The 22,396-nt window shown below is 73.5% G+C and carries 23 protein-coding genes; 11 read left to right on the forward strand and 12 right to left on the reverse strand.

The genetic code is table 11. The annotated features are described in order from the left end of the window. Positions 1-25: 25 nt before the first annotated feature. Positions 26-835 (reverse strand): hypothetical protein, encoded by an 810-nt coding sequence (locus tag OG309_RS08030; protein ID WP_329419306.1) that lies wholly within the window; start codon positions 833-835, stop codon positions 26-28. Continuing rightward, a complete protein-coding gene (locus OG309_RS08035) occupies positions 832-2,913 on the reverse strand; it encodes a right-handed parallel beta-helix repeat-containing protein (RefSeq protein WP_329419308.1) in 2,082 nt (693 codons plus the stop codon). The genes OG309_RS08030 and OG309_RS08035 overlap by 4 nt, the downstream gene beginning before the upstream one ends. 150 nt (positions 2,914-3,063) lie before the next feature. Between OG309_RS08035 and hmgA the strand changes: the two genes are divergently transcribed. The 3 genes from hmgA to OG309_RS08050 are packed head-to-tail and all read left to right on the forward strand — an operon-like array spanning position 3,064 to position 6,404. Beyond that, a complete protein-coding gene (gene hmgA, locus OG309_RS08040) occupies positions 3,064-4,377 on the forward strand; it encodes a homogentisate 1,2-dioxygenase (RefSeq protein WP_329419309.1) in 1,314 nt (437 codons plus the stop codon). A gap of 42 nt (positions 4,378-4,419) precedes the next feature. Continuing rightward, on the forward strand, positions 4,420-5,169 hold the full coding sequence (locus OG309_RS08045) for a GntR family transcriptional regulator (RefSeq protein ID WP_329419311.1): 750 nt from the start codon (positions 4,420-4,422) through the stop codon (positions 5,167-5,169). 14 nt (positions 5,170-5,183) lie between these two features. Then, entirely contained in the window at positions 5,184-6,404 is a 1,221-nt protein-coding gene (locus tag OG309_RS08050; protein WP_329419313.1) for a type ISP restriction/modification enzyme, read from the forward strand. A 110-nt stretch (positions 6,405-6,514) separates the two neighbouring features. Here the strand turns inward: OG309_RS08050 and OG309_RS08055 are convergent, their stop codons facing one another. Next, positions 6,515-7,234 carry a TetR/AcrR family transcriptional regulator gene (locus OG309_RS08055; protein WP_329419315.1) on the reverse strand — a complete coding sequence of 240 codons (720 nt, stop codon included), beginning with the start codon at positions 7,232-7,234 and terminating at the stop codon, positions 6,515-6,517. A gap of 87 nt (positions 7,235-7,321) precedes the next feature. Between OG309_RS08055 and OG309_RS08060 the strand changes: the two genes are divergently transcribed. Together OG309_RS08060 and OG309_RS08065 are read left to right on the forward strand one after the other, a co-directional pair. Continuing rightward, positions 7,322-8,278 carry an ATP-binding cassette domain-containing protein gene (locus tag OG309_RS08060; RefSeq protein ID WP_329419317.1) on the forward strand — a complete coding sequence of 319 codons (957 nt, stop codon included), beginning with the start codon at positions 7,322-7,324 and terminating at the stop codon, positions 8,276-8,278. After that, a complete protein-coding gene (locus OG309_RS08065; protein WP_329419318.1) occupies positions 8,275-9,051 on the forward strand; it encodes an ABC transporter permease in 777 nt (258 codons plus the stop codon). The genes OG309_RS08060 and OG309_RS08065 overlap by 4 nt, the downstream gene beginning before the upstream one ends. A 159-nt stretch (positions 9,052-9,210) precedes the next feature. Here the strand turns inward: OG309_RS08065 and OG309_RS08070 are convergent, their stop codons facing one another. Continuing rightward, on the reverse strand, positions 9,211-9,477 hold the full coding sequence (locus OG309_RS08070; RefSeq protein ID WP_123955266.1) for a hypothetical protein: 267 nt from the start codon (positions 9,475-9,477) through the stop codon (positions 9,211-9,213). 276 nt (positions 9,478-9,753) lie between these two features. Here OG309_RS08070 and OG309_RS08075 point away from each other — a divergent pair, with 276 nt between their 5' ends. Next, positions 9,754-11,394, forward strand: coding sequence for a serine/threonine-protein kinase (locus OG309_RS08075; RefSeq protein ID WP_329419321.1), 1,641 nt, complete (start codon positions 9,754-9,756; stop codon positions 11,392-11,394). Here the strand turns inward: OG309_RS08075 and OG309_RS08080 are convergent. Further along, on the reverse strand, positions 11,378-12,187 hold the full coding sequence (locus tag OG309_RS08080; RefSeq protein ID WP_329419323.1) for an SGNH/GDSL hydrolase family protein: 810 nt from the start codon (positions 12,185-12,187) through the stop codon (positions 11,378-11,380). The genes OG309_RS08075 and OG309_RS08080 overlap by 17 nt on opposite strands. Before the next feature lie 209 nt (positions 12,188-12,396). Here OG309_RS08080 and OG309_RS08085 point away from each other — a divergent pair, with 209 nt between their 5' ends. Then, positions 12,397-13,533 (forward strand): DUF5925 domain-containing protein, encoded by a 1,137-nt coding sequence (locus OG309_RS08085; RefSeq protein ID WP_329419325.1) that lies wholly within the window; start codon positions 12,397-12,399, stop codon positions 13,531-13,533. A gap of 90 nt (positions 13,534-13,623) precedes the next feature. Here the strand turns inward: OG309_RS08085 and OG309_RS08090 are convergent, their stop codons facing one another. Continuing rightward, complete coding sequence (locus tag OG309_RS08090; RefSeq protein ID WP_329419327.1) at positions 13,624-13,998, reverse strand: GntR family transcriptional regulator; 375 nt, start codon at positions 13,996-13,998, stop codon at positions 13,624-13,626. Between the two features lie 74 nt (positions 13,999-14,072). On the opposite strand from OG309_RS08090, the gene OG309_RS08095 reads away from it, so the two are divergent. Further along, positions 14,073-15,002, forward strand: a complete 930-nt coding sequence (locus OG309_RS08095) for a GNAT family N-acetyltransferase (protein WP_329419329.1) — start codon at positions 14,073-14,075, stop codon at positions 15,000-15,002. Further along, positions 14,983-15,477, forward strand: a complete 495-nt coding sequence (locus OG309_RS08100) for a DUF402 domain-containing protein (RefSeq protein ID WP_329419331.1) — start codon at positions 14,983-14,985, stop codon at positions 15,475-15,477. Before OG309_RS08095 ends, OG309_RS08100 begins: the two co-directional genes overlap by 20 nt. A 76-nt stretch (positions 15,478-15,553) precedes the next feature. Here the strand turns inward: OG309_RS08100 and OG309_RS08105 are convergent, their stop codons facing one another. From OG309_RS08105 to OG309_RS08125, 5 genes are all read right to left on the reverse strand, one after another. Next, the gene (locus tag OG309_RS08105; RefSeq protein WP_329419332.1) at positions 15,554-15,970 is read right to left on the reverse strand and encodes a DUF6299 family protein; all 417 of its coding nucleotides are present in this window, start codon (positions 15,968-15,970) and stop codon (positions 15,554-15,556) included. Between the two features lie 77 nt (positions 15,971-16,047). Beyond that, on the reverse strand, positions 16,048-16,575 hold the full coding sequence (locus OG309_RS08110; protein ID WP_329419333.1) for a GNAT family N-acetyltransferase: 528 nt from the start codon (positions 16,573-16,575) through the stop codon (positions 16,048-16,050). Then, entirely contained in the window at positions 16,572-18,068 is a 1,497-nt protein-coding gene (locus tag OG309_RS08115; protein WP_329419335.1) for a tripartite tricarboxylate transporter permease, read from the reverse strand. Before OG309_RS08115 ends, OG309_RS08110 begins: the two co-directional genes overlap by 4 nt. A 2-nt stretch (positions 18,069-18,070) precedes the next feature. Continuing rightward, entirely contained in the window at positions 18,071-18,616 is a 546-nt protein-coding gene (locus tag OG309_RS08120) for a tripartite tricarboxylate transporter TctB family protein (RefSeq protein ID WP_329419337.1), read from the reverse strand. Beyond that, positions 18,613-19,596: a Bug family tripartite tricarboxylate transporter substrate binding protein gene (locus OG309_RS08125; RefSeq protein ID WP_329419339.1), complete on the reverse strand. Its 984-nt coding sequence runs from the start codon at positions 19,594-19,596 to the stop codon at positions 18,613-18,615. Before OG309_RS08125 ends, OG309_RS08120 begins: the two co-directional genes overlap by 4 nt. 131 nt (positions 19,597-19,727) lie before the next feature. On the opposite strand from OG309_RS08125, the gene OG309_RS08130 reads away from it, so the two are divergent. Then, entirely contained in the window at positions 19,728-20,402 is a 675-nt protein-coding gene (locus OG309_RS08130) for a response regulator (RefSeq protein WP_329419340.1), read from the forward strand. A 148-nt stretch (positions 20,403-20,550) separates the two neighbouring features. Beyond that, positions 20,551-21,513 (forward strand): lytic polysaccharide monooxygenase, encoded by a 963-nt coding sequence (locus OG309_RS08135; RefSeq protein ID WP_329419341.1) that lies wholly within the window; start codon positions 20,551-20,553, stop codon positions 21,511-21,513. Here OG309_RS08135 and OG309_RS08140 read toward each other — a convergent pair. Then, entirely contained in the window at positions 21,510-22,388 is an 879-nt protein-coding gene (locus OG309_RS08140; RefSeq protein ID WP_329419343.1) for an esterase/lipase family protein, read from the reverse strand. The two genes, OG309_RS08135 and OG309_RS08140, sit on opposite strands and share 4 nt — an antisense overlap. Positions 22,389-22,396: the final 8 nt, after the last annotated feature.

The raw sequence follows: 22,396 nt of genomic DNA on the forward strand, positions 1-22,396 counted from the left end.
TGAGCGCCGGCCTCGGCGGGCCCCGTCATCGGACGACGAGTTGGGTCAGCACGAGTCCGGACTCGTGGGTCTCCACCTCGAAGAGACCGGTGCGGTCCACGGTGAAGGTGAGGGTGGCCGGTGTTCCGGCGGGAAGGGGGAGTTCGCGGTCGTAGCCGTGCACGTGGAGCGTGTCGGCGCGGTCGCTGGTGACGCGGAGGGTGAGGAGTTCGCCCTTCTTCAGTTCGACCCGGGACGGGGGTGGTTGTACGGAGTCGCCGGTGACGGTGACGGTGACGGTGAGGGTGCGGCCGGCCGGGGTGGCGGTCGGCGCGGGCGGGGTCGCGGCGGACGCGGTGCCGTCGGTGCCGGCGAGGCGGACGGTGGCCTCGACGGGGCGGCCGGCGACGGCCCAGGCGGTGTGGTCGTCGGCGTACAGCCGGACGGTGAGGGTGCGGGCGCCGGCCGGTACGTGGGCCCAGGGGCCGTAGGCGCGGGCGGTCTCGCGCCCGTCGAGGAGGAGCCGGGCGTGCCCTCGGCCGAGGAGGGCGGCGCCGCCGGTGCTCTCGGGGGTGAAGCGGAACCTCTCCACCAGCAGGTGGACGTTCCAGCCGCCCTCGCTGTCGGGCCGGAGCTCCGCGCGTACGCCGGGCGCCCCGGCTGCGGGCACCTCGCGCAGGCGGTGTCCGGTGGTGTCCTTGGCGGCGAGGAGGGTGCCGTTGCCGCCGGTGGCCTCCTGGTGGGTGGTGCCGGGCTTGTGGTGGGTGGTGGGACGGCCGCCGCATCCGGAGAGCAGCGCGACGCCGACGGCGAGGGCGAGCAGGGCGCGGGCGGCCCGGGCCGTGGGGGCGTTCACGCGGCGCCGCCCGCGGCCGCCGGGGTGGCGGGCACCGTCGGAGTGGTGGCCGGGGCGGGCCCGCGGGCGCCGGCGACGATCACGGCCCACAGCACCCAGACCACGGCGAGCAGTCCGCGCACCCAGGCGGGGCTGACGGGGATCCAGGGGATCATCAGGACCGCCTTGTCGAAGGCGTCGAGGAGGGTGAGGGCGCCGAGGGCGACGGTGGTCCAGGCGAAGACCGGGCGAGTGCCGCCGGCCCGGAGGGCGAGGCCGATGCCGGTCCACCACAGGCCGGTGAGGAGCAGGGCCAGGGCGGGGACGGAGGTCGGGGTGAGGGCGAGGGTGGAGCCGGCGACGTCGAGGACGAGGCCGGCCAGGCCCAGGGCGGTCGCGACGGCGGCGAGGCGGCTGCCGCGCAGACGGCGCCACCAGAGCAGGGTGCCGACCAGGGCGAGGACGGCGGCGACGCCCAGGGTGAGCTGGGTCTCGACGCGCTGGATGCCGCGCGCCCCGTACCAGTCGCAGCCCGCGGGCAGGCGGCGGGCCTGGACGTTGTAGTCGGCGCAGACGAGGAGTTGGGCAAGTTTGACGGGTTCGCCGGCGAGGCGGCGGGTGTTTCCGGAGACCTCGCCGCGGGCGGTGCCGCAGGCGGGGAGGGCGGCGGGGGTGCTCGCGGCGGAGTCGGACTGCCAGCAGTTGCCGCCGCCCTGGCCGTCCCACCAGACGTCGGTGCGGTTGGGGCGGGAGGCGCCGGAGCGGTCGACGCCCAGGTGGTTGCCGGCGTAGCGGTTGTGGTGCGAGGTGTCGGTCTGCTTGCCCCAGGCGGACTCGCCGCGGATGAAGGCGGGGACGGCGCTGAGGAAGAAGGCGGCGCGCTGGTGTCCGTACACCCAGTTGTCCTCGTAGAGGTTCCAGTTGCCGCCGGCGGTGATGATGCCGGTGCCGGGCGGCATGGAGATCTGGGGGCAGACGACGCCCTGTTCGTAGCCGCGCTCGACGGGCGGCTTGGCGCAGGTGCCGTCGGCGACGTGGCGGTAGTAGTTCTGGTTGTTGTCGTGGATCAGGTTCCGCTCGAAGCGGGCGTGGTTCTGCGGGAGTCCGGGGTGGCCGGGGAAGGCGGAGTCCATGGAGGCGCCGCCCATGTTGTGGTCGAACTCGTTGTCGTGGACGTAGACCGAGTCTCCGGCGGTGCCGCTGTAGCCGACCATGTTGTCGTGGCTGCGGCAGCCGGTGATCTCGATGGAGTAGCGGGGGACGTCGTAGCCGCGCCCGTCGTTGATGTTCGAGGCCGAGCCGGGGTAGATGCCGGAGTCGCCGTTGCCGTAGGACTCGCAGTTCTTGTAGAGGCCGTGGTCGGAGGCGAAGGTGAGGAAGCCGTACTCGTCGTTCCAGCGGGTGAGGACGTCGTCGATGACGAAGCCGTCTCCCGCGAGGATGTAGAGCGAGTTGAAGGTGGTGCGCTGGGCGGTGAAGTTGCGGAAGTAGATGCCGTCGGAGCCGTCGGCCCGGATCGCGTTGAGCTTGGCGTACTTGGCGTCGACGACGACGTCGAGGCGGGAGGCTCCGGTGCCTTCGACCTGGAGGTTCTTCTTGCCGAGGATGGCGACCAGGTTCTGGTTGTGCGGGCACTGCTTCTGCTGCTCGTAGCTGAGGATCTGGTAGCCGAGCGCCGAGCGGGGGGCCTTGATCGCGGCGCAGGCGCCGGTGGGCGCGGGCAGTGAGGGCTCCTCCTCGTAGAGCCCGGGCAGGATGGCGATGGTCATGCCGGGCCGCTGGACGGCGTCGACGGCCTGCTGGAGGTGGCGGAAGCCCTGGCGGGTGCCGGGGGCGGTGCAGCGCGCGTACAGGGCCCTGTTGCGGGCCTTGAGGGCGGCCGGGAAGGCGGCGATCCGGCGTTCGAAGTCCGCCCGGTCGGCCTTGCAGACGAGCAGGTCGGGCTCGCCGGTGCGCAGCACGGGCACGCTGCCGGAGCCGTCGGGCAGGGTGACGGGCCGTTCCTCGTGCGCCTGGGCGGCGGGCGCGGCGACGAGGGTGGCGGCGAGGGCCGCGAGTACGGCGGAGAGCGCGAGAACGAACCTTCGGGTCCACGACATGCGCGAGAGAGTAGAGCATTGTTCATCTTTTGGAACCCCCCATGCGCGCACCTCGTCCAAGAGCTCCGCAAAAGAGCCGTTGACGCGAGCGGGAGCGGAATCCTACGGTCATGCATAGGATTGTTGTGAGCGTCAGGACAGGAGCACGCGATGAACGCGGAACAGGCCGGCAAGACGGCCGCAGCGCTGAGCTACAGCACGGGGTTCGGCAACGAGCACGGATCCGAGGCCGTCCCCGGCGCCCTGCCGGAGGGCCGGAACTCGCCGCAGCGGGCGCCGCTCGGCCTGTACGCGGAGCAGCTCAGCGGCTCCGCGTTCACCGAGCCGCGGGCGCACAACCGGCGCTCCTGGCTCTACCGGATCCGGCCCTCGGCCGCGCACCCCCCGTTCACCCGGATCGACAACGGCGGCGTGCGCACCGCCCCCTTCACCGAGACCGTGCCCGACCCCAACCGGCTGCGCTGGAACCCGCTGCCGGAGCCGCCGGCCGGCACCGACTGGCTGGCCGGACTGTGGACCCTCGGCGGCAACGGCGACGCCACCGCGCGCAGCGGCATGGCCGTGCACCTCTACCACGCGAACGCGCCCATGGAGCGGGTCTTCAGCGACGCCGACGGCGAGCTGCTCATCGTCCCCGAGCACGGCGGGCTGCTGCTGCGCACCGAGCTCGGACTGCTCGCGGTGCGCCCCGGCGAGGTCGCCCTGATCCCGCGCGGGGTCCGGTTCCGGGTCGAGCTCCTGGACGCGGCCGCCCGCGGCTACGTCTGCGAGAACTACGGGGCGCCCTTCCAGCTTCCCGACCTCGGTCCGATCGGCGCCAACGGCCTGGCCAACGCCCGCGACTTCCGCGCCCCCGTCGCCGCCTACGAGGACGTCGAGGGCCCGGTCGAGGTCGTCAACAAGTACTGCGGCAACCTCTGGTCGGCGACCTACGGGCACTCCCCGCTCGACGTCGTCGCCTGGCACGGCAACCACACGCCGTACGTCTACGACCTGCGCCGCTTCAACGTGATCGGGACGATCTCCTACGACCACCCGGACCCGTCGATCTTCACGGTGCTCACCTCGCCGTCCGACACCCCCGGCCTCGCGGGCGTCGACTTCGTGGTCTTCGCGCCGCGCTGGCTGGTCGGCGAGGACACCTTCCGCCCGCCGTACTTCCACCGCAACGTGATGAGCGAGTACATGGGCCTGATCGAGGGCGCCTACGACGCCAAGGCGGAGGGCTTCGTGCCGGGCGGCGGCTCGCTGCACAACATGATGTCCGCGCACGGCCCCGACCGCGAGACCTTCGACCGGGCCAGCGCCGCCGAGCTCAAGCCGCACAAGGTCGACGACGGCCTCGCCTTCATGTTCGAGACCCGCTGGCCGATCACCGCCACCCCGCAGGCCGCCGGAGCCGACCACCTGCAGCGGGGTTACGACGACGTATGGCAGGGTCTTCAGCGCCACTTCCGGCCGTAAGGTCCTGGCCGGAAGTCTCGTAGTCGTCGTACGGAGAGAGCCGTGACCGCCTTCGCTCCCGACTCGCTGGTCCTGAACCGGAAGCTGCCGCTCTGGTACCAGGTCTCGCAGTCGCTGCGCGCCTCCATACTGGGCCGCACCCCTGACGCCTCGCTGCGGCTGCCCACCGAGGAGCAGCTCGCCGCCCACTACGGCGTGAGCGTGCTCACCATGCGCCAAGCCCTCAAGGAACTGGAGGAGGAGGGCCTGATCAGCAGGCACCGGCGGCGCGGCACCTTCATCGAGCCGGGCGCCCGGCGCTCCACCCCGCGCCGGCTGCTCGGCTCGATCGACGCGATCGTGGCCCAGCAGTCCGGCGAGCGGACCACCGTCCTCGGGCACGGCACCGAGCCGGTCCCCGGCGAACTCGCCGAGTACTTCCCCGAGGCCGCCGAGGTCGCGGTCTACCGGCGGCTGCGCGCCGACGGCGAGAGCGGCGAGCCCACCAACTGGGCGGAGAACGCGGTGCTCCCGGAGATCGCCGCCGGCATCGACCCGGCCGACCTGGAGCGCTGGCCCATGACGAAGGTGCTGAGGGACCTGGTCGGCGTCCGGATCAGCCGCATCACCGACACCGTCGAGGCCCGGCTCGCGGACCCCGAGACCGCCGCCCTGCTCCAGGTGCCGCTGCTCTCGCCGATCCTGCACTACACCGGTGTCACCTACGACGACGAGGGCCGGGTCGTCGACGTGGCCCGCATCCGGTACCGGGGCGACCGCTTCTCCTTCACCGTCACGGTGGAGGCGCACTGACCGGCGTCGTTAGCATGCGGGGCGTGACGGAGGACCTGCCGCTGCTCGACGCGCCCCTGCTCGACGACCTCATGCCGTGGTCCACGGCTCCGCTGCGGCTCGGCCGCTCCTGGATCGTCGCCCCCGATCCGCGCACCCTCAGGGCCCGCTGGGACCGGCTCGTGGCGGCGCGGGGCGCGGAGCGCGAGGCGCTGTTCCGGCCGAGCCGGGCACGGACGCAGGCGAGTTCGGTGGCCGCGCTGCCCGGGCAGCGGACCGGCACCGTCCGGTTCGCCCGGGAGGCGGGCCGCTGCCCCGAGCCGGTGCGGCTCGCGCACGGGCCGTTCGACGAGCAGTGGCTGCTCCCCGACCACCGGCTGATCGACACCGCCCGCCCGGAGCTGTGGCGGGTCGCCGACGCGCACCAGCTGTTCGTCGTCGAGCAGGGGCACGTGCCGGGCGCGGCCGGTCCCTCGCTGCTCGTGACGGCCGCGCTGCCCGACGGACGCTCCCCCGCCGGCCGCCCCGGCCGCATCCGCCCGCTCTTCCGCCGCCCCGGGGGCGCGGAGCCGAACCTGGCGCCGGGCCTGCTGCCGCTGCTGCGCGAGCGGTACGGCTCCGGGGTCACCGACCTGGACGTGCCGGCCTGGGCCGTGGCGGCGGGCGTGTCCTCCCCCGCGGGCTGCCGGGTGCCGCTGCCCGCGGACCCGGAGGTGTGGGCGGCGGGGGTGGCACTGGGCCGGGAGCTCATCGAGGTGCAGCTGCGCGGCGCCAGGGGCGGGGCGCGGCCACGCCTGCCGGGCGGCCGCAGGCCCTACGTACGGGCGGCCGTTCCGGCCCGGCCGACGGAGCTCGGGTACGACCCGGCGGAGGAGCTCCTGAGCCTGGGCGAGGGGCGGATCTCCCCGGTCCCCGCGGGCGCCTGGGAGTTCGAGGTGGGGGGCGTGCGCATGCTGGAGCAGTGGTTCGCGCACCGGACCGCGCCCGCCGAGCCGGGCAGCCTGGAGGCGATCGGGCCGGACGCCTGGCCGCAGGAGTGGACCTCGGAGCTGCTCGAACTGATCACGGTCCTCGCTCTGCTGGCCGGTCGTGCGCCGGAGCGCGCGGCGCTCACGGCGCGGGCGGTCCCGGGCGGAGTGACCCGGGACGCCCTGCGGGCGGCCGGGGTGCTGCCCGTACCGGAGGGGGCCCGGCGCCCGGCGTCCGTGCTGGACCACCAGGAGGAGGGCCCGGAGGGGCAGTTCATGCTCCTGTGACGGGCCGGCGGCGGAGGCCGTCGGTGCAGGCCGTCGGTGACGGGCCGGGGCGGGACCCCTCCTTGGCCCCCGCTCTCCCGCCAGGCCCCTCCCAGACCCCCAGGCCCCCGTCAGGCCCCCGGCGGCGCGAAGGAGTCGAGCAGCCGGGCGATGGTCTCCTCGAAGATCTCGTCGGCGTCGAGGGGGCCCGGGGCCGCGGCGAGCAGCGCGGCGAGGTGCGGGTAGGCGCCGGTCGCCACCTGGCCCATCAGATAGGCGCCGCGCACCGCCTGCTCCTCCTCCTCGGACCAGGGCAGTCCGCGGGAACGCTCAGCCATCGCCTGCTCGTTGCGGACGGTCGCCATGACGGTGCCGTTGATCATGGCGATGAGCTGCATCTTGAGGCCGGGATCCACGGGGAGGGGCTCCAGGCAGCCCAGGCACCACTCCAGGAAGCGCAGGGCGTGCGGGCTGAATCCGTAGGCCGTGGTCATCACGTGGGACAACCACGGATGCCGGTACATGATCGCGCGGGTCTGCCGGGCCATGACGGTCATGTCGGCCCGCCAGTCGCCGCTGGGCGGGTCGGGGAGCTCGTACTCCGCGCTCGCCGCGTCGACCATCAGCTCGTAGAGGTCCTCCTTGCGCGGCACGTAGTTGTACAGCGACATGGTGCCGCAGCCCAGTTCGGCGGCGATCCGGCGCATGGAGACCCCGTCGATGCCGTCGGCATCGGCGATGCGCACCGCCGCGGCCGCGATGTCGCTCCGGCTGTAGGCCGGCCTGGGGCCTCGGCCCGTGCGCTCGGGGCGCGCCCAGATCACTTCGGGTTCGGCCGCTCGGCCCGCCATCACTCACCACCTCGTCGGCCCCATCGTAATGACGCCCTCCACCCGAGCCCGTTACGTACAGCGTACGTAGTGCGCTATGGTCACCGCATGACAACTACGTACGCTGTACTTAGTGAGGGTCTGCAGAAGCGCTACGGCGAGGTCCACGCGCTGCGCGGGCTCGACCTGGCCGTGCCCGAGGGCACCGTCTGCGGGATGCTCGGCCCCAACGGGGCGGGCAAGACCACCGCGGTGCGGGTGCTCACCACCCTCACCGCCCCCGACGCCGGCAGCGCCCGGGTCGCCGGGCGGGACGTGGTCCGCGACCCCGCCGGGGTGCGCGAGCGCATCGCGGTCACCGGGCAGTACGCCTCCGTCGACGGCGACCTCACCGGCGCCGAGAACCTGCGCCTCTTCGCCCGCCTCCTGCGCGCCCCGCGCGCCCGCGCCGACGAGCTCCTGGAGCGGTTCGGCCTCGCCGAGGCCGCCGGGCGGCCCGCCCGCACCTACTCCGGGGGCATGCGGCGGCGGCTCGACCTGGCGGCGAGCCTGATCGTCCGGCCGCACGTGCTCTTCCTGGACGAGCCGACCACCGGGCTCGATCCGCACAGCCGGGGCGAGATCTGGGACGCCGTACGGGGGTTGGCGTCCCAGGGCACGACCGTGCTGCTCACCACGCAGTACCTGGAGGAGGCCGACCAGCTCGCCGACGAGGTCGTCGTGGTCGACGGGGGCCGGGCCGCCCACCGCGGCACCCCGGCCGAACTCAAGGCGCTGATCGGCAGCTACGCCGAGGTCGTCGTCGCCGACCCGGCGTCGCTGGAGGCCGCCGCCGGGGTGCTGGACCGGCTCACCGGCTCCGCGCCGGTCCTGGACGCCGAGCGGCGCGCCGTCGGCGCGGTCACCACGGACCGCACGCTCACCCTGCCCCGGATCGTGCGCGAGGCCGACGCCGCCGGGATCCACCTGGTCGACGCCTCGCTGCGGCCGCCCACCCTCGACGAGGTGTTCCTGCGCCTCACCGGCCGCGAGGCCCGTCCCGAGCCCCAGGAGGCCGTCGCATGAGCTCCCTCGTCCACGACGGCGGCGCACTCCTCGGCCGCCATCTCCAGCGGGTCCGGCACGCCCCGGCGATCACGGTCATGACGCAGACCATGCCGATCGTCTTCCTGCTGTTCTTCGGCTACGTCTTCGGCAGCGCGCTCGCCATGCCGGGCGCGGACTACCGGGCCTACCTGGTGCCGGGCCTGCTGGTGGCGACGGCGGCGAACGGCGTGATGACCGGCATGTTCCAGGCCGCCCAGGACACCCACCGGGGCGTGACGGACCGGTTGCGCACCCTGCCGATCAGCCGGGCCGCCGTGCCGCTCGGACAGGCGCTCGCGGATCTGGTGACGAGCGCGGTGGGCATGGTCCCGCTGCTCCTGGTCGGCCTCGCGATGGGCTGGCGGATCGAGGGCACCGCCCTGGAGGCGCTCGGCGCCCTGGGGCTGCTGCTGCTCTTCCGCTTCGCCACGACCTGGGTGGGCATCCTGCTCGGGCTCGCCTCGCGCAGCGAGGAGGCGGCCGGACAGCTGGGCAGCGCCACGTTCATGCTGCCGCTGCTGTCCAACGCGTACATCCCGACGGACGGGATGCCGGGCTGGCTGCGGACGATCGCCGAGTGGAACCCCATCTCGGCCGTGACGACGGCGGTACGGGAGCTGTTCGGGAACGCGTCCGTGCCGGCGGACGCGGCCTGGCCGGTGGCACACCCGGTGGCCGGGGCGCTGCTGTGGTCACTGGCGCTGCTCGCGCTCAGCGCTCCGGCGGCGGTCCGGCGCTACGCCCGCGCCTGAGGACCGCCGGGTCCGGGCGCGGACGGAGTGAGGCGCCGGACGGGCGGGGACACGTCCGGCGTGCGGTCGGGAACGAACGGTCGGAAGCGGGCCGAAGGCCGAACGGAGCGGGCGGGAGCGATGCGTCGGGGTACGCGGGAGCCCGGTCCGGACGGTCCGTCAGCTGTGGTTGCCGAAGAGGGAGCGGCGCAGTCGGCGCAGCGGAGCGAAGAGCGAGACCCGCGAGCTCCGGCTGCGGTGACCGTGCACCGGAACCTCACGCGCTGTCAGCTCACGCATCAGCAGCGTCGCCTCGGCCGCTTCGCGCTGGGGCACGGCGGGGCCGCCGAGCACCGCGAGATGGCGGTCGAGGCGCGAGCTCGTCGCGCTGCTCCCGCAGGTAATGGCAGGCACACGCGGCCTGCTGCGCATTGCTATCTGTTCCATGTCACTCCCCACCCGTACGAGGGCACCCGGCCCGGGCAGGTTAACCCTATCGCCCCGCTACGACACCCGTGTATTCCGGCCGCAGGATTCACCGCATGTGTACGGGGGTTGACGATCACTGTCCGAATCCGTCTGATTCCAGGGTGAGTTGGACAGCGGTCGAACGCCTGTCGAACCGTCACGAACCATCCTGCACGCGCTGCCCCCGGCAACGTGCATCCGGCCGGGTGTGATCTCCACCACCCGTGGGCGCGCGTGCTCGGCTACCGTGGAGGGATGACGGTGATCGCGGGTCGGTACCGGCTTCTGGACGTGCTCGGCGAGGGTGGGATGGGCACCGTCTGGCGCGCCCGGGACGAAGTCCTGGGCCGCGAGGTGGCGGTGAAGGAGGTGCGCGCCCCGGCGGGCCTTCCGGCCGAGGACCGGGAGCGGCTCTACGCCCGTCTGGAGCGCGAGGCGTGGGCCGCCGCGCGGGTCTCGCACCGCAGCGCCGTCACCGTGTACGACGTGGTCACCGAGGACGGCCGCCCCTGGATCGTGATGGAGCTGGTCCGCGGCCTCACCCTCGCCGAGACCCTGGAGGCCGAGGGTCCGCTGCCGCCCCGGCGGGCCGCTCAGGTCGGCGCCGACGTGCTCGCCGCGCTGCGCGCCGCGCACGGGGCGGGGGTGCTGCACCGGGACGTGAAGCCGGCCAACGTGCTGCTCGCCAACGACGGCCGGGTGGTGCTCACCGACTTCGGCATCGCGGCCGTCGCGGGCACCTCCCCGCTCACCATGACCGGTGAGCTGATCGGCTCCCCCGAATACCTCGCGCCCGAACGCGCGATGGGGCGCACGCCGGGGCTCGCGGCGGACCTCTGGTCGCTCGGAGTGCTTCTGTACGCCGCCGTCGAAGGGGCCTCTCCGTTCCGGCGGGACACCGCGCTCGACACCCTGCGGGCGGTCGTGGACGAGGAGCCCGTCCCGCCGGAGCGCGCGGGCCCGCTCGCGCCGGTGATCGAGGGGCTGCTGCGGAAGGACCCGGAGCAGCGGATGTCCGCGGAGGAGGCCGAGGAGCGGCTGCGCGTGATCGGCGCGGGCGGCACACCGGGCGCCGGGCCCACGCGGGCGGAGACGTACGGGCCGTTCCCGGCGCCGCTTCCCGGTGCCGGAGGTTCCGGCGGCGGGACCCGAGGTTCCGATGGACCGGGCGGCCCCTACGGCCCGTCGGGTCCCGGGGCCACCACTCCGCTGCCCGCGCCCGGTGGTCCACCGCCGGGCTCGGAGCCCGGGGAGCGGCGGCGCGGGCGTACGGCGCTCGTCGCGGGGATCGTCGCGCTCCTGCTCGTGGGCGGCGGGCTGACGTACGCGCTGCTGCGGGACGAGAACCCCACGCCCCCGCCCGCCCCGCCGGAGACGACGAGCGCGCCGGCCACGGAGACGACGACGCCCGAGCCGACGCCCACTACGGCCACCACTCCCCCGTCGACCCCGGCGAGCACTCCGGCGACCTCGGTGGTGGTGTCCGTACGGGCGGACCGCGCGCGGTACGAGGGGGCCTGCCCGCCTCCGCAGGATCAGGCGCCCGCCTTCACGGCGACGTTCACCGTGGGCGGGACGCCCGCCTCGGTGTCGTACCGCTGGATCACCGAGAGCGGGGAGGGCCAGGACGGCACGTGGCGGACGCTGGAGTTCGCGGCGGGCGGCCCGACCGAGCGGCAGGTGACCCGGATCCAGGCGGTGTACCGGCCGGACGGGACGCTGGAGGACCGGATCGGGGTGGAGGTGCGGTCGCCGGTCACCGTGCGGTCGGGCCTGGTGGCCTTCTCGGTGACGTGCGAGAAGGTGACCCCGACGGGCGGGGCCACCACTCCCACGAGTCCGCCGGCCACGAGCTCGGCCGGCACCCCCGCGCCGGGTCCTACACCGCGCCCTTGAAGCTGGGCAGGTAGCCGCCGGACTGACCGGCAGCGGTGGGGTGGTACGACTCCCCGATGTTGAGCCAGTTGACGCTGTGCAGCCACGCCGTGCCGGAGGCGCAGATCTCGTGCCCGGTGAAGGCGGGGACGACGCTCGCGAAGGTGAAGCCGTGGTTGGCGGCTCTCTTGGCGGTGGCCGCGTTGAGGTAGTCCGAGGCGTCGTTGATGGCGCGCCGCTCGTTCTCGCTCAGGCCGGCCACGCAGGATCCGCCGAGCTGGTAGAAGCGCGGGTAGCCGAGCACCACGACATGGGCGTTGGGCGCCTTGTTGTGGATCGCCGAGTACACCGAGTCGAGGTTTCCGGGCAGCGTGGAGTCGACGTAGGCCTTGGCCTGATTCACGCGGTTGATGCAGGTCGCCTCCGACTGGAGGACGCAGGTGGTCATGACGTCGGCGAAACCGGCGTCATTGCCGCCGATCGTGACGGAGACCAGGTCAGTGGCGGTGGAGAGCGGTCCGAGCTGATTGGCCGTGACATCACCCGTTCGGGCGCCCGAGCAAGCGGTGAACGCGAAGGACGAGGGGGCGTTCGCGTTCTTCCACAGGACCGGGTAGGCCTTCGTGGAGCGCTTGCAGTCGCCGCTCGCGCCGTCGTAACTCCCGGAGCCGACGCCCGAGGAGTACGAGTCGCCGAGCGCCACGTAGTCGAGTGCGGCGCTCTCGGCCGCCTGCGCGGTTCCCACCCCGGTGAGGGCGAGGACGGCACCGAGCAGGAGCGAAGAGGAGAAAGCCGTAAAACGGGACAGTTTCATGGGACCTCCTGTAGCAGGATCTCTGCGTTACCAGGTAGTAGCAGTGGATCCGGCGCGCTGGAAGTGTCCATGCCAAAAGTCGTGGCCGATTACCCCTGACTTACTTTCAGAAACCAGCAAAATCAAGCCATCTGAGGGCCGGTTGCCTCGCGGAACGTCCCGTTCAAAACCCCGTGCGCGGAATGCCCGGTTGCCGGATCATGGGCGCCATGTCTGCCAACGAAGGCCAGGGCGCGGCGGGGGAACCGTCCGGGACGCCGTCGAGACCCGAAGGGGCGCTGCCGATCCGGCTGAACGTCGACGACAGCGACTCGCCGTCGGACGTCGTCGACGCGCTGTTCCTCGGCCGCTTCACCACCGGGGAACAGCCGCACGCGCTGAGCACGACCCTCGACCGGGTGAAGCCCGCCGCCACGCTGCTGCCCGGCGGCGCGCGGCTGCTCCGCGCCACCAAGGACGACGACCGCAGCGCGCTGCTCGCCGAGGGCGAGGGCTGGACGCTGCTCGTCTCCCGCTGGAGCCGGGGCGCGGACGTCACGGTCACCGCGACCGACGCCGCGCTCGCCGAGCGCGTCCTCAAGGAAGCGACGGACGGTGCCAAGGACGAGCCCGAACCCCAGCCCGAGAACGTCTCCATGGGCTTCTGGTACGTGTCGCCCCGGCGCGGCCCGCACCGGACCACCCGGCAGATCGGCGCCGGCACCTGGGAGGAGATCCGGCCCAACTACACGGCGCCCGTCGCCGGGGCGATGGACCGGCTGATGGCCGTCACCCCCGAGGACATCACCGGCCGGCTGCTGCTGCTCCACGGCCCGCCCGGCACGGGCAAGACCTCCGCCCTGCGCACCCTCGCGCGGTCCTGGCGCGACTGGTGCCAGGTCGACTGCGTCCTCGACCCGGAGCGCCTCTTCAGCGACGTCGGCTATCTGATGGACATCGCGATCGGCGAGGACGAGGGCACCGCGAAGGGCCGTTGGCGACTGCTGCTCCTGGAGGACTGCGACGAGCTGATCCGCGGCGAGGCCAAGCACACCGCCGGCCAGGCGCTCTCCCGGCTGCTCAACCTGACGGACGGTCTGCTCGGCCAGGGCCGCAACGTCCTCGTCGGCGTCACCACCAACGAGGACCTGGAGCGTCTCCACCCCGCCGTGGTCCGCCCCGGCCGCTGCCTGGCCCGCATCGAGGTCGGCGCGCTGACCCGCGCCGAGTCGGTCGACTGGCTCGGGCGCGAGGAGGGCGTGGGGCAGGACGGCTCGACCCTGGCGGAGCTGTTCGCGCTACGGCGCGGAGCCTCGGCGGTGGGCATGCCGGAGCAGCGCCCCGCGGAGGCGGGGCTGTACTTGTAGCGGGGCCGCCGGTCGGTACGCCGCGCGCGGCGGCACGGCTCCGCCCTCGGGCCGTACGCCTCGCTCCGGCGCGGTCGTGGCCGCGGGGGCTCAGTCGTCGTACGTCGCCCGGATCGCCTCGGCGACCGCCGCCTCCGCCGCCTCCCGGTTCAGCCCCAGCCGTCGCGCCTCCGCCGCGTACGCCGCGGCGGCCGTGGCGGCGAGGCGGGAGGCCGCGTCGGAGGCCGCCGCGACGAAGGTGCCGTTGCGGCCGCGGGTCTCGATCACACCGTCCCCCTCCAGTGCCTTGTACGCCTTGGCGACCGTGTTCGCCGCGAGCCCGAGGTCCTCCGCGAGGCCCCGTACCGTCGGGAGCTTGTAGCCGACGGGCAGCTCCCCGGAGCGGGCGCTCTCCGAGATCTGGGCGCGGAGCTGTTCGTACGGAGCGGTGGTGGAGTGCTGGTCCACGCTGATTCGAAGCGTCACCCGCCCGATTGTGCACCCGGCCGACGGGAAAAGGGGAGGCGGTCGGACGCGCCCGCCGCATAGCGTGCGGGATCATGACTGTGATCGTCCGTGATGTACGGCCCGGGCTCCCCGAGGACGCCGAGGGCTTCGCCCGGGTCCGCCGCGCCGCCCTGCCCTTCCTGCTCGCCACCGGCCCTCAGGTGGCGTTCGACTGGGCGCACGCCCACCCCGACGCGCGCCACCGGCCGCTGGTCGCCGAGGCCGACGGGGAGATCGTCGGCACGGCGCAGGCCGCGCTGGCCCACGAGTCGCCCGAGCCGGGCATCGGCAACGTCAACGTCTACGTACACCCCGGGCACCGCGGGCGCGGCGCCGGCGCGCTGCTGCTGCGGGCCGCCGAGGAGCATCTGACCGAGGCCGGGGCGAGCAGGCTGTACAGCTGGGTCCTGGACGAACCGGCGAACCGCGCGTTCGCCGAGCGGCACGGGTACACCGCCAGCCGCTCCGCCTACTTCCTGCGCCTCGACCTGACCACCGCCGAACTGCCGCCGCTCCAGGAGCTGCCCGCCGGTGTCGAGCTGCGTCCGGCGACGGCCTTCGCCGCCGATCCGCGCCCGCTGTTCGAGCTGGACGCGCTGACCACGGCCGACGAGCCGGGCGACGTGAGCGCCGAACTCGACGACTACGAGCACTGGTTGGAGTCCACCTGGAACCATCCGCTGCTCGACCACGAGCTGACCCTGGTGGCGCTCGTCGACGGGCGGCCGGCCGCGTTCACCGCGGCCCGGACCGACGGGTTCGGGCGCTACGGGTCGGGGATGACGGGCACCGCACCGGAGTTCCGCGGGCGGGGGCTCGCCAAGCTGGCGAAGAACCACTCTCTGCACCGGGCGCGGGCGGCGGGCTGCACGGAGGCCCTCACGGGCAACGACACGGAGAACGGGCCGATGCTGGCCATCAACGAGTGGTTCGGGTACGAGATCGCCGCGAAGGAGTTGCGCCATGTCCGCACGTCGGGTTGAGATCGCTCTGGTGAAGGCGGGGCGGACCAAGATCCGTTACCCGGCGGAGCTGCTCGCCGACGACGGGGTCCGGCTGACCGTCCGGGCGCCGTGGGCCGCCGAGGGCGTACGGGACTTCGGCTTCGTGCGCTTCGAGCCGGGCGACGTCTTCACCGAGCACTACTGGCGGGACCGGTGGTACGCGGTGAAGGAGGTGCGGTCCGGCGACGGCGCGCTCAAGGGCTGGTACTGCGACGTGACCCGGCCCGCCGCGGTGGGCGCCGACGGGTCCGAGGTGCTGGTCGAGGACCTGGACCTCGACCTGTGGGTGTCGGCGGACGGCTCGGAGGTACTGCGGCTCGACGAGGACGAGTTCGCGGCGAGCGGCCTGGCCGCCGCCGACCCGGACGCGGCCGAGCGGGCCGTGCGCGCCCTCGACGAGCTGGACGCGCTGGGCCGCGACGGCCTGGTGGAGTTGCTCGCCGCGGGCGCGTGACGCCCCGGGGGGGGGCGGGCCGGGGCGGGAGCCGGGCGCCCGCCCCGGGCCCGGCCCGGAACCGGGCCCTCGTGCCCTACGCCCGCACGAGCTCGATGTCCCGGTCCTCCTCCGCCAGGAACTCCGGCAGCGGCAGGCCCAGCTCCCCGCCGGGGACGAGCTGCATCAGGGCGGCCTCCACCCTCGCGTCGCCCGGGCGGTAGGCGGGGTCCTTCACGACGGCGCTGTTGGTCCACGGGTGGACCTGTCCGTCGCAGACGGCCTGGGTGCCGCCGATCCCGGCGGACGTCGCGCCCTGGACGAGCGTGGAGCTGACGTAGACGGGGCCCGCGCTGTCGTCGGTGCAGCGGTAGGCGCCGGAGAGGCTGACCGTGCCGTCGGCGGCGATCGTTCCCTGCGCGTCGACGGTGACGACGTCCGCCGGTCCGGCGTGGGCGGTGGCGGCCGTGAGGGCGAGCAGGGTGCCGGTGGCGACGGCGAGACGAGCACGCATGGGTGGGGGTCCCTTCGGGGCGTGGGGGGAAAGCTGCCCGCCAGAGATACCGGATCAAGCCACCCACTGGCCGAAACTCACCCCATCGGGGGCGAGTTGAGTGTCGGGTCGACGCTCACGGACTTTCGGTAGTGAATACGGTCGTACGGTCCGTCAAGACGCCGCTCGACCACCTCGTAGCCGTACCGCTCGTACAGCTTCTGGTTCTCCCACATCATCGCGTTGGTGAGCAGCCGCACCTCGGGCAGTCCGAGGGCGCGGGCCCGGTCCTCGACCCAGCCCATCAGGACGCGGCCGAGGCCGGTGCCCTGGGCGTCGGGGTGGACGGCGATGGTGTCGAGGTAGAGGTGGTCCGCCTCCGGGACCACGACGACCAGGCCGGCCACCGGCTCGCCCGCGACGAAGACGCGCCCCGCCGCCACGTTCGCCGCGTGGTCCTCCTCCATCGGGGCCGGTACGACACCGATCCGCTCGATGTAGTGGTGGAAGGCCGCGTCGATCACGGCCTTCACGGCGGGCACGTCGGCGCGAGTGGCGGGACGGGGCACGTCCCGCGTCCGGGGGCCCTGCGTCACACGGTCATGCGTCACATGGTCATGCGTCATGCCGCCACAGTACGGCGGCGGGTGATCAGCTTCCGGACCAGCGGCCAGGCCAGCAGGAGCAGCACCACCGCGTACACGGTCACCGAGAACGGGGTGTCGACCAGGCCGGTGAGCGAGCCGTCGCTGATCTGCAGGGCGCGGCGCAGCTGCTGCTCGGCGGCCGGGCCGAGGATGACCCCGATCACGGCCGGCAGGACGGGCAGTCCGTAGCGCCGCATGCCGAACCCGATGAGGCCGATGACCAGCAGGATCACCAGGTCGAGGGCCTCGCCGCCGACCGCGTACGCGCCGACGGCGGCGAAGAACAGGATGCCGGCGTAGAGGTACGGGCGGGGGATGCGCAGCAGTTTGGCCCAGACCGGCGCGAGCGGCAGGTTGAGCGCCAGGAGCAGCACCATGCCGACGAAGAGCGAGGCGATCAGGCCCCAGACCAGCTCGGGTTCGCGTGCGAAGAGGAGCGGGCCGGGCTGGATGCCGTACTGCTGGAACGCGGCGAGCATCACGGCCGCGACCGCCGTCGTCGGCAGGCCGAGGGTGAGCATGGAGACGAGGGTGCCGGCGGCGGAGGCGGAGGCGGCGGACTCGGGGCCCGCGACGCCCTCGATGGCGCCCTTGCCGAACTCGTCCCTGTGCTTCGACAGGCGCTTCTCCGTCACGTACGCCAGGAAGGTCGGGATCTCGGCACCTCCGGCCGGGATCGCGCCGAACGGGAAGCCGATGAACGGGCCGCGCAGCCAGGACTTCCAGGTGCGGCGCACGTCGTCACGGCCGAGCCAGGGGCGTCCGACGGGGATCGCCTCGCCGGTGGTGCGGCGCAGGTGGGCGGCGACCCACAGGGCCTCGCCGATGGCGAAGAGGCCGACCGCGACGATGACGACGTCGATGCCGTCGGCGAGCTGGAGCGAGCCGAAGGTGAGGCGCTGCTGGCCGGTCATCTGGTCGAGGCCGACCAGGCCGAGGGTGAGGCCGATGAGGAGGGAGGCGAGACCGCGGATGCGGGAGGAGCCGAGGACGGAGGTCACCGCGATGAAGGCGAGGACCATGAGGGCGAAGTAGTCGGGGGCGCCGATGCCGACGGCGAGCGCGGCGACGGTCGGGGCGAGGAGCACGAGCAGGATCGTGCCGGTCATGCCGCCGGCGAAGTGCCCGATGGCGGCGGCCGCGAGGGCCTGCGCGCCGCGGCCCGACCTGGCCATCGGGTTGCCTTCGATGGCGGCGACGACGGCCGCGCTCTCGCCGGGGGTGTTGAGCAGGATGGAGGTGGTGGAGCCGCCGAACATGGCGCCGTAGTAGATGCCGGCGAACATGATGAACGCGCCGGTCGGCTCCAGGCCGTACGTCACGGGGAGGAGCAGGGCGACGGCCATGGCGGGCCCGATGCCGGGCAGGACGCCGATGGCGGTGCCGAGGAGGACGCCGAGGGCGGCCCACATCAGGTTGACGGGGGTCAGCGCGGTGCCGAAGCCGTCGAGCAGGGAGTTGAGCGAGTCCATGGTCAGAGCACTCCCATCAGCGGGCCGCCGGGCAGCGGGACGCCGAGCAGCTTGTCGAAGACGGCGTAGGTGAGCAGGGAGAGGGCGGCGGCGATCAGCGGGTCGCGGTGCAGGTGGCGGCTGCCGAGGGCGTAGGCCGCGCCCCAGAAGAGCAGGGCGCCGGCGACGGGGAAGCCGGCCGGGCCGATGAGGACGGCGAAGCCGAGGAAGACGCCGGCGAGGAGGAGCACGGTGCGCCAGTCGCCCGGTTCGGACAGGTCGACGTCCTCACCGCCCTCGGCCTCGCCGCGGCCGCCGCGCAGGACGTCGACGGTGAGGAGGACGGCGACGACGAGCAGGCCGGTGCCGACGACGAGGGGGACGGTGCGGGGGCCGACGGGGCCGCGCTGCCCGATGTCCAGGGGCATGGTGAGGGCGTCGGTGAGGACGAGGACGCCCAGGGCGAGCAGGATGAGGCCGACGCCGAGCTCGGAGTGCTCGCGCAGCCAGGAGGAGCGCTTGGCGGTGGCGGTGGCGGCGCCGGTGCCCGTGGGGGTCGTGGTGGTCACAGTCCGAGCTCCTTCAGTACGGAGGCGACACGGCGGTCCTGTTCGGTGAGGAAGGAGCCGAACCGGTCGCCGGGCAGGAAGGCGTCGTTCCAGCCGTGGGTCTTCAGGGACGCGCGCCACTGCGGGGACTCGTGGAGCTTGGTGACGAGGACGACCAGCTTGTCGCGTTCGGCGTCGGAGAGGCCGGGCGGGGCGACGATGCCGCGCCAGTTGATGAACTCGGTGTCGAGTCCGGCCTCGCGGAGGGTGGGCGCGTCGAGTCCCGGGACCCGCTCGGCGCCGGTGACGGCGAGCAGGCGCAGCTCGCCGGCCTTGATCTGGTCGAGGTACTCGCCGACGCCGGAGACGCCGAAGGCGACCTTCTCGCCGAGGATGGAGGCGAGGAGTTCGCCGCCGCCGTCGAAGGGGACGTAGTTGACGCTCTTCGGCGGGATGCCGGCGGCCTGCGCCATCAGCATGGGCGCGAGGTGGTCGGGGCCGCCGGGCGAGGAGCCGCCGCCGACGGGCAGCTTGCCGGGGTTCTTCTTCCAGGCGGCGAGCAGGTCCTGGATGGTCTCGTACGGGGAGTCCTTGCCGACCACGACGATGTCCTGCTCCATGGTGAGCCGGGCGATCGGGGTGGTGTCGGCGAGGGTCTTCGGGGTCTTGTTGGTGTGGACGGCGCCGACGACGCCGAGACCCATGGACATGGCGAGCCGGCCGTTGCCGTGTTCGCCGACGAGCCGGGTGAGTCCGACGGTGCCGCCCGCGCCGGGCAGGTTGAAGACCTCGATGTCGGTGGTGAGTCCGGCCTCCTCGGCGTTCTTGGCCGCGGTGCGGGCAGTGATGTCGTAGCCGCCGCCCGGTGTGTTGGGGACCATGAGCCGCAGGCCGGGTATCTGCGTGCCGGTGTCGGAGCCGCTGCCGGTGCTGAGCAGCGGGGGTCCCACGAGCACGAGCAGCGCCGCCCCGAACAGGGCGAGGGGAGTGCTGAGCCGCACGTGAGCCGCCTCTCGGTAGGGAGGGATGGGGGTGTGAGGTGGCCCACATGTTGCCCGCGCGTGAAGAAGCTGTCTCTCTTCCGCAACCAACGGACGTTGTGGTCCTTGTGGTCGCGCCCTACGTTGGCCGCGTGACGAAGGTGCTGGTGGTCGACGACGACTTCATGGTGGCCAAGCTGCACTGCCGCTTCGTGTCGGCGGTGCCGGGCTTCTCCGTCGTGGGCGTCGCCCACGGAGGCGCGGAGGCGCTGCGCGCGGCGCACGCGCTCCGCCCCGATCTGCTGCTGCTCGACATCTTCCTGCCGGACATGGACGGGATCTCGGTGCTGCGCGAGCTGCGGGCCGCGGGGCTGGCGACGGACGCGCTGTTCATCACGGCCGCGCGGGACGTGGACACGATCCGTGCGGCGCTGCGCGCCGGGGCCCTGCACTACCTCATCAAGCCGTTCAACCAGGCCGCCCTCCAGGAGCAGCTGCGCCACGTGGCCTCGCTCCGCAGCCGCCTCGCCGAACTGTCGGCGGCGGAGGCCCGCCAGGAGGACGTGGACCAGATCTTCGGCACCCGCCCGCGCGGCTCCCGCGAACTCCCCAAGGGCCTGGCCGCCCCCACCGCGGAGCTGGTCGACACCATCCTGCGCGCCCACCCGGAGGGCCTCTCCGCCACCGAATGCGCCGAGGCAGGCTCCCTCTCCCGCGTCAGCGCCCGCCGCTACCTGGAGTACTTCGCACAAACCGGCCGCGCCGAGATCACCCTCCGCTACGGCGGCACGGGACGCCCGGAACGGCGCTACCGGCGGGTGGGCTGACCCGTGCCTGTGGCCCCGCTTAGAGGCCCCTTAACACGACCATAAGGATCGCCTCCGACCCGCCGGAACCCCCGGATCCCCCTTCCCCGAGGGCTAGTTTGCTGGGCAACCCCCCGCATCCCCACCCTCGTGAAGGAGTTGTCCCCCCATGACCTCTCTCCGTACGGCCGTCGCTCCGGTCGTCACCGCCTCCGCCGTTCTGGTGCTGGCCGGGATCGGATCCGCGCCCGCTTTCGCGCACGGGTCGATGACCGATCCGGTGAGCCGGGTCGCGGCCTGTTACGCGGAGGGGCCGGAGAGTCCCGAGTCGGCGGCGTGCAAGGCGGTGGTGGCGGCCGGTGGGACGCAGCCGTTGTACGACTGGAACGGGGTGAACATCGGGGACGCCGGCGGGCGGAGCCGGGAGATCATTCCGGACGGGAAGCTGTGCAGCGCCGGGAACGACAAGTACCGGGGGCTCGACCTCGCGCGGGCCGACTGGCCGGCGAGCCGGATGACGGCCGGTGAGCACACGTTCCGGTATAAGGGGACCGCCCCGCACAAGGGGTCGTTCGCGCTGTACGTGACGAAGGACGGGTACGACCCGGCCAAGCCGCTGAAGTGGTCCGACCTGGAGGCGAAGCCGTTCGTCACGGTGACCGATCCCGGGATGACCGCCGGCGACTACGTGTTCAAGGGCACGGTGCCGAAGAAGTCCGGGCGGCACCTCATCTACTCGATCTGGCAGCGGTCCGACTCCCCGGAGGCGTTCTACACCTGCTCGGACGTCGTGTTCGGGGCGGATTCCGCCTCGTCGGGGGCGCCCGCGCCGACCGCCGCCGCGCCCACCGACGCGCCGCCCACGGCGGGGCATTCCGAGCACGCCGGGCACGGTGCGCAGGGCGGGCAGGGCGGGCAGGGGTCGGGCGGGGCATCGCCCGCGCCCGCCGCCTCCTCCGCGGCCGCCGCCCCGGCTCCCGCGCCCGCTTCCGCGGGCGGGGCCGGCGGCGACGCGCTGGCCGAGACCGGGGGCGACGCCGCCACCTCGTACCTGGCGGTGGGCGGCGCCGCCGTCCTGGGGCTCGGGGCGGTCGTGCTGTTCGCCACGGCCCGGCGTCGGTCGGTCCGTTAGCCGATCACGGAGAGGCAGGTGGTCGGGGTCGCGTGGGCCGGGTCGAGGGCGTTGTCCACCTCGTGGAAGACGATCCGGTCCACCGTCCCGATCGCCACGTGCTCCGACAGGTCGAGCGCGCACAGGTTCTGGAGCACGATGTTGTCGACGTTCGGCCCGTCGAGGAAGCCGGAGCGGTACGGGGTGACGACCTCGTCGTACTGGGTGGCGATGACCGTGTACTTCACGCCGGGCACGGTGTCGCCGCCCGCGTTCAGCTTGGTGAGGAGCGCGGAGCCGGCGATCTGGTCGGCGAGTCCCGGGGTCGACGCCGACAGCAGGTCCTCGGCGCCGGGGAAGTACGGCAGCAGCTTCGTGAGGCCGTTGAGCGTCGTGCCGTGGTTGTCCGGGGCGATGCCGACGAGCGCGTTGACCTTCTCCGCGCCGCCGAGGAACTTCAGGTAGTAGCGGGGCATCATGCCGCCCTGCGAGTGCCCGACGAGGTCCGCCTTCGGGGCGCCGGTGGCGGCGAGGACCCGGTCGACGTAGGTGTCGAGCTGCGCGGCGGACTTGTCGACGGGGCCGAGGCCGTGGAAGAGCGGCACGTTGGGCAGCTGCCCGTAGTCGAGCGAGAAGACGCAGTAGCCGCGGTCGACCAGGTACGGCGCCAGGCCCAGCCAGTTGTCGATGGCGTTGCCGAAGGTGCCGTGCACGAGGACGACCGGGCGGGGGTGGGCGGCCGAGGGCTTGCAGGAGAAGTCGTTCCAGCCCCGGCTCGGGGCGGTGCCGGCCTGGGCGGCGGCGGTGGGGGCGAGGGTGGCGGCGGCGGTCAGCAGGAGCACGGCCAGGGCTCTGACGGCGTGCTTCCAGGGGGTCCGGGGGGTCCGGGGCAGCATCGGGCGAT

Origin of the sequence: Streptomyces sp. NBC_01268 (assembly GCF_036240795.1) — a bacterium.
Lineage (GTDB): Bacteria > Actinomycetota > Actinomycetes > Streptomycetales > Streptomycetaceae > Streptomyces.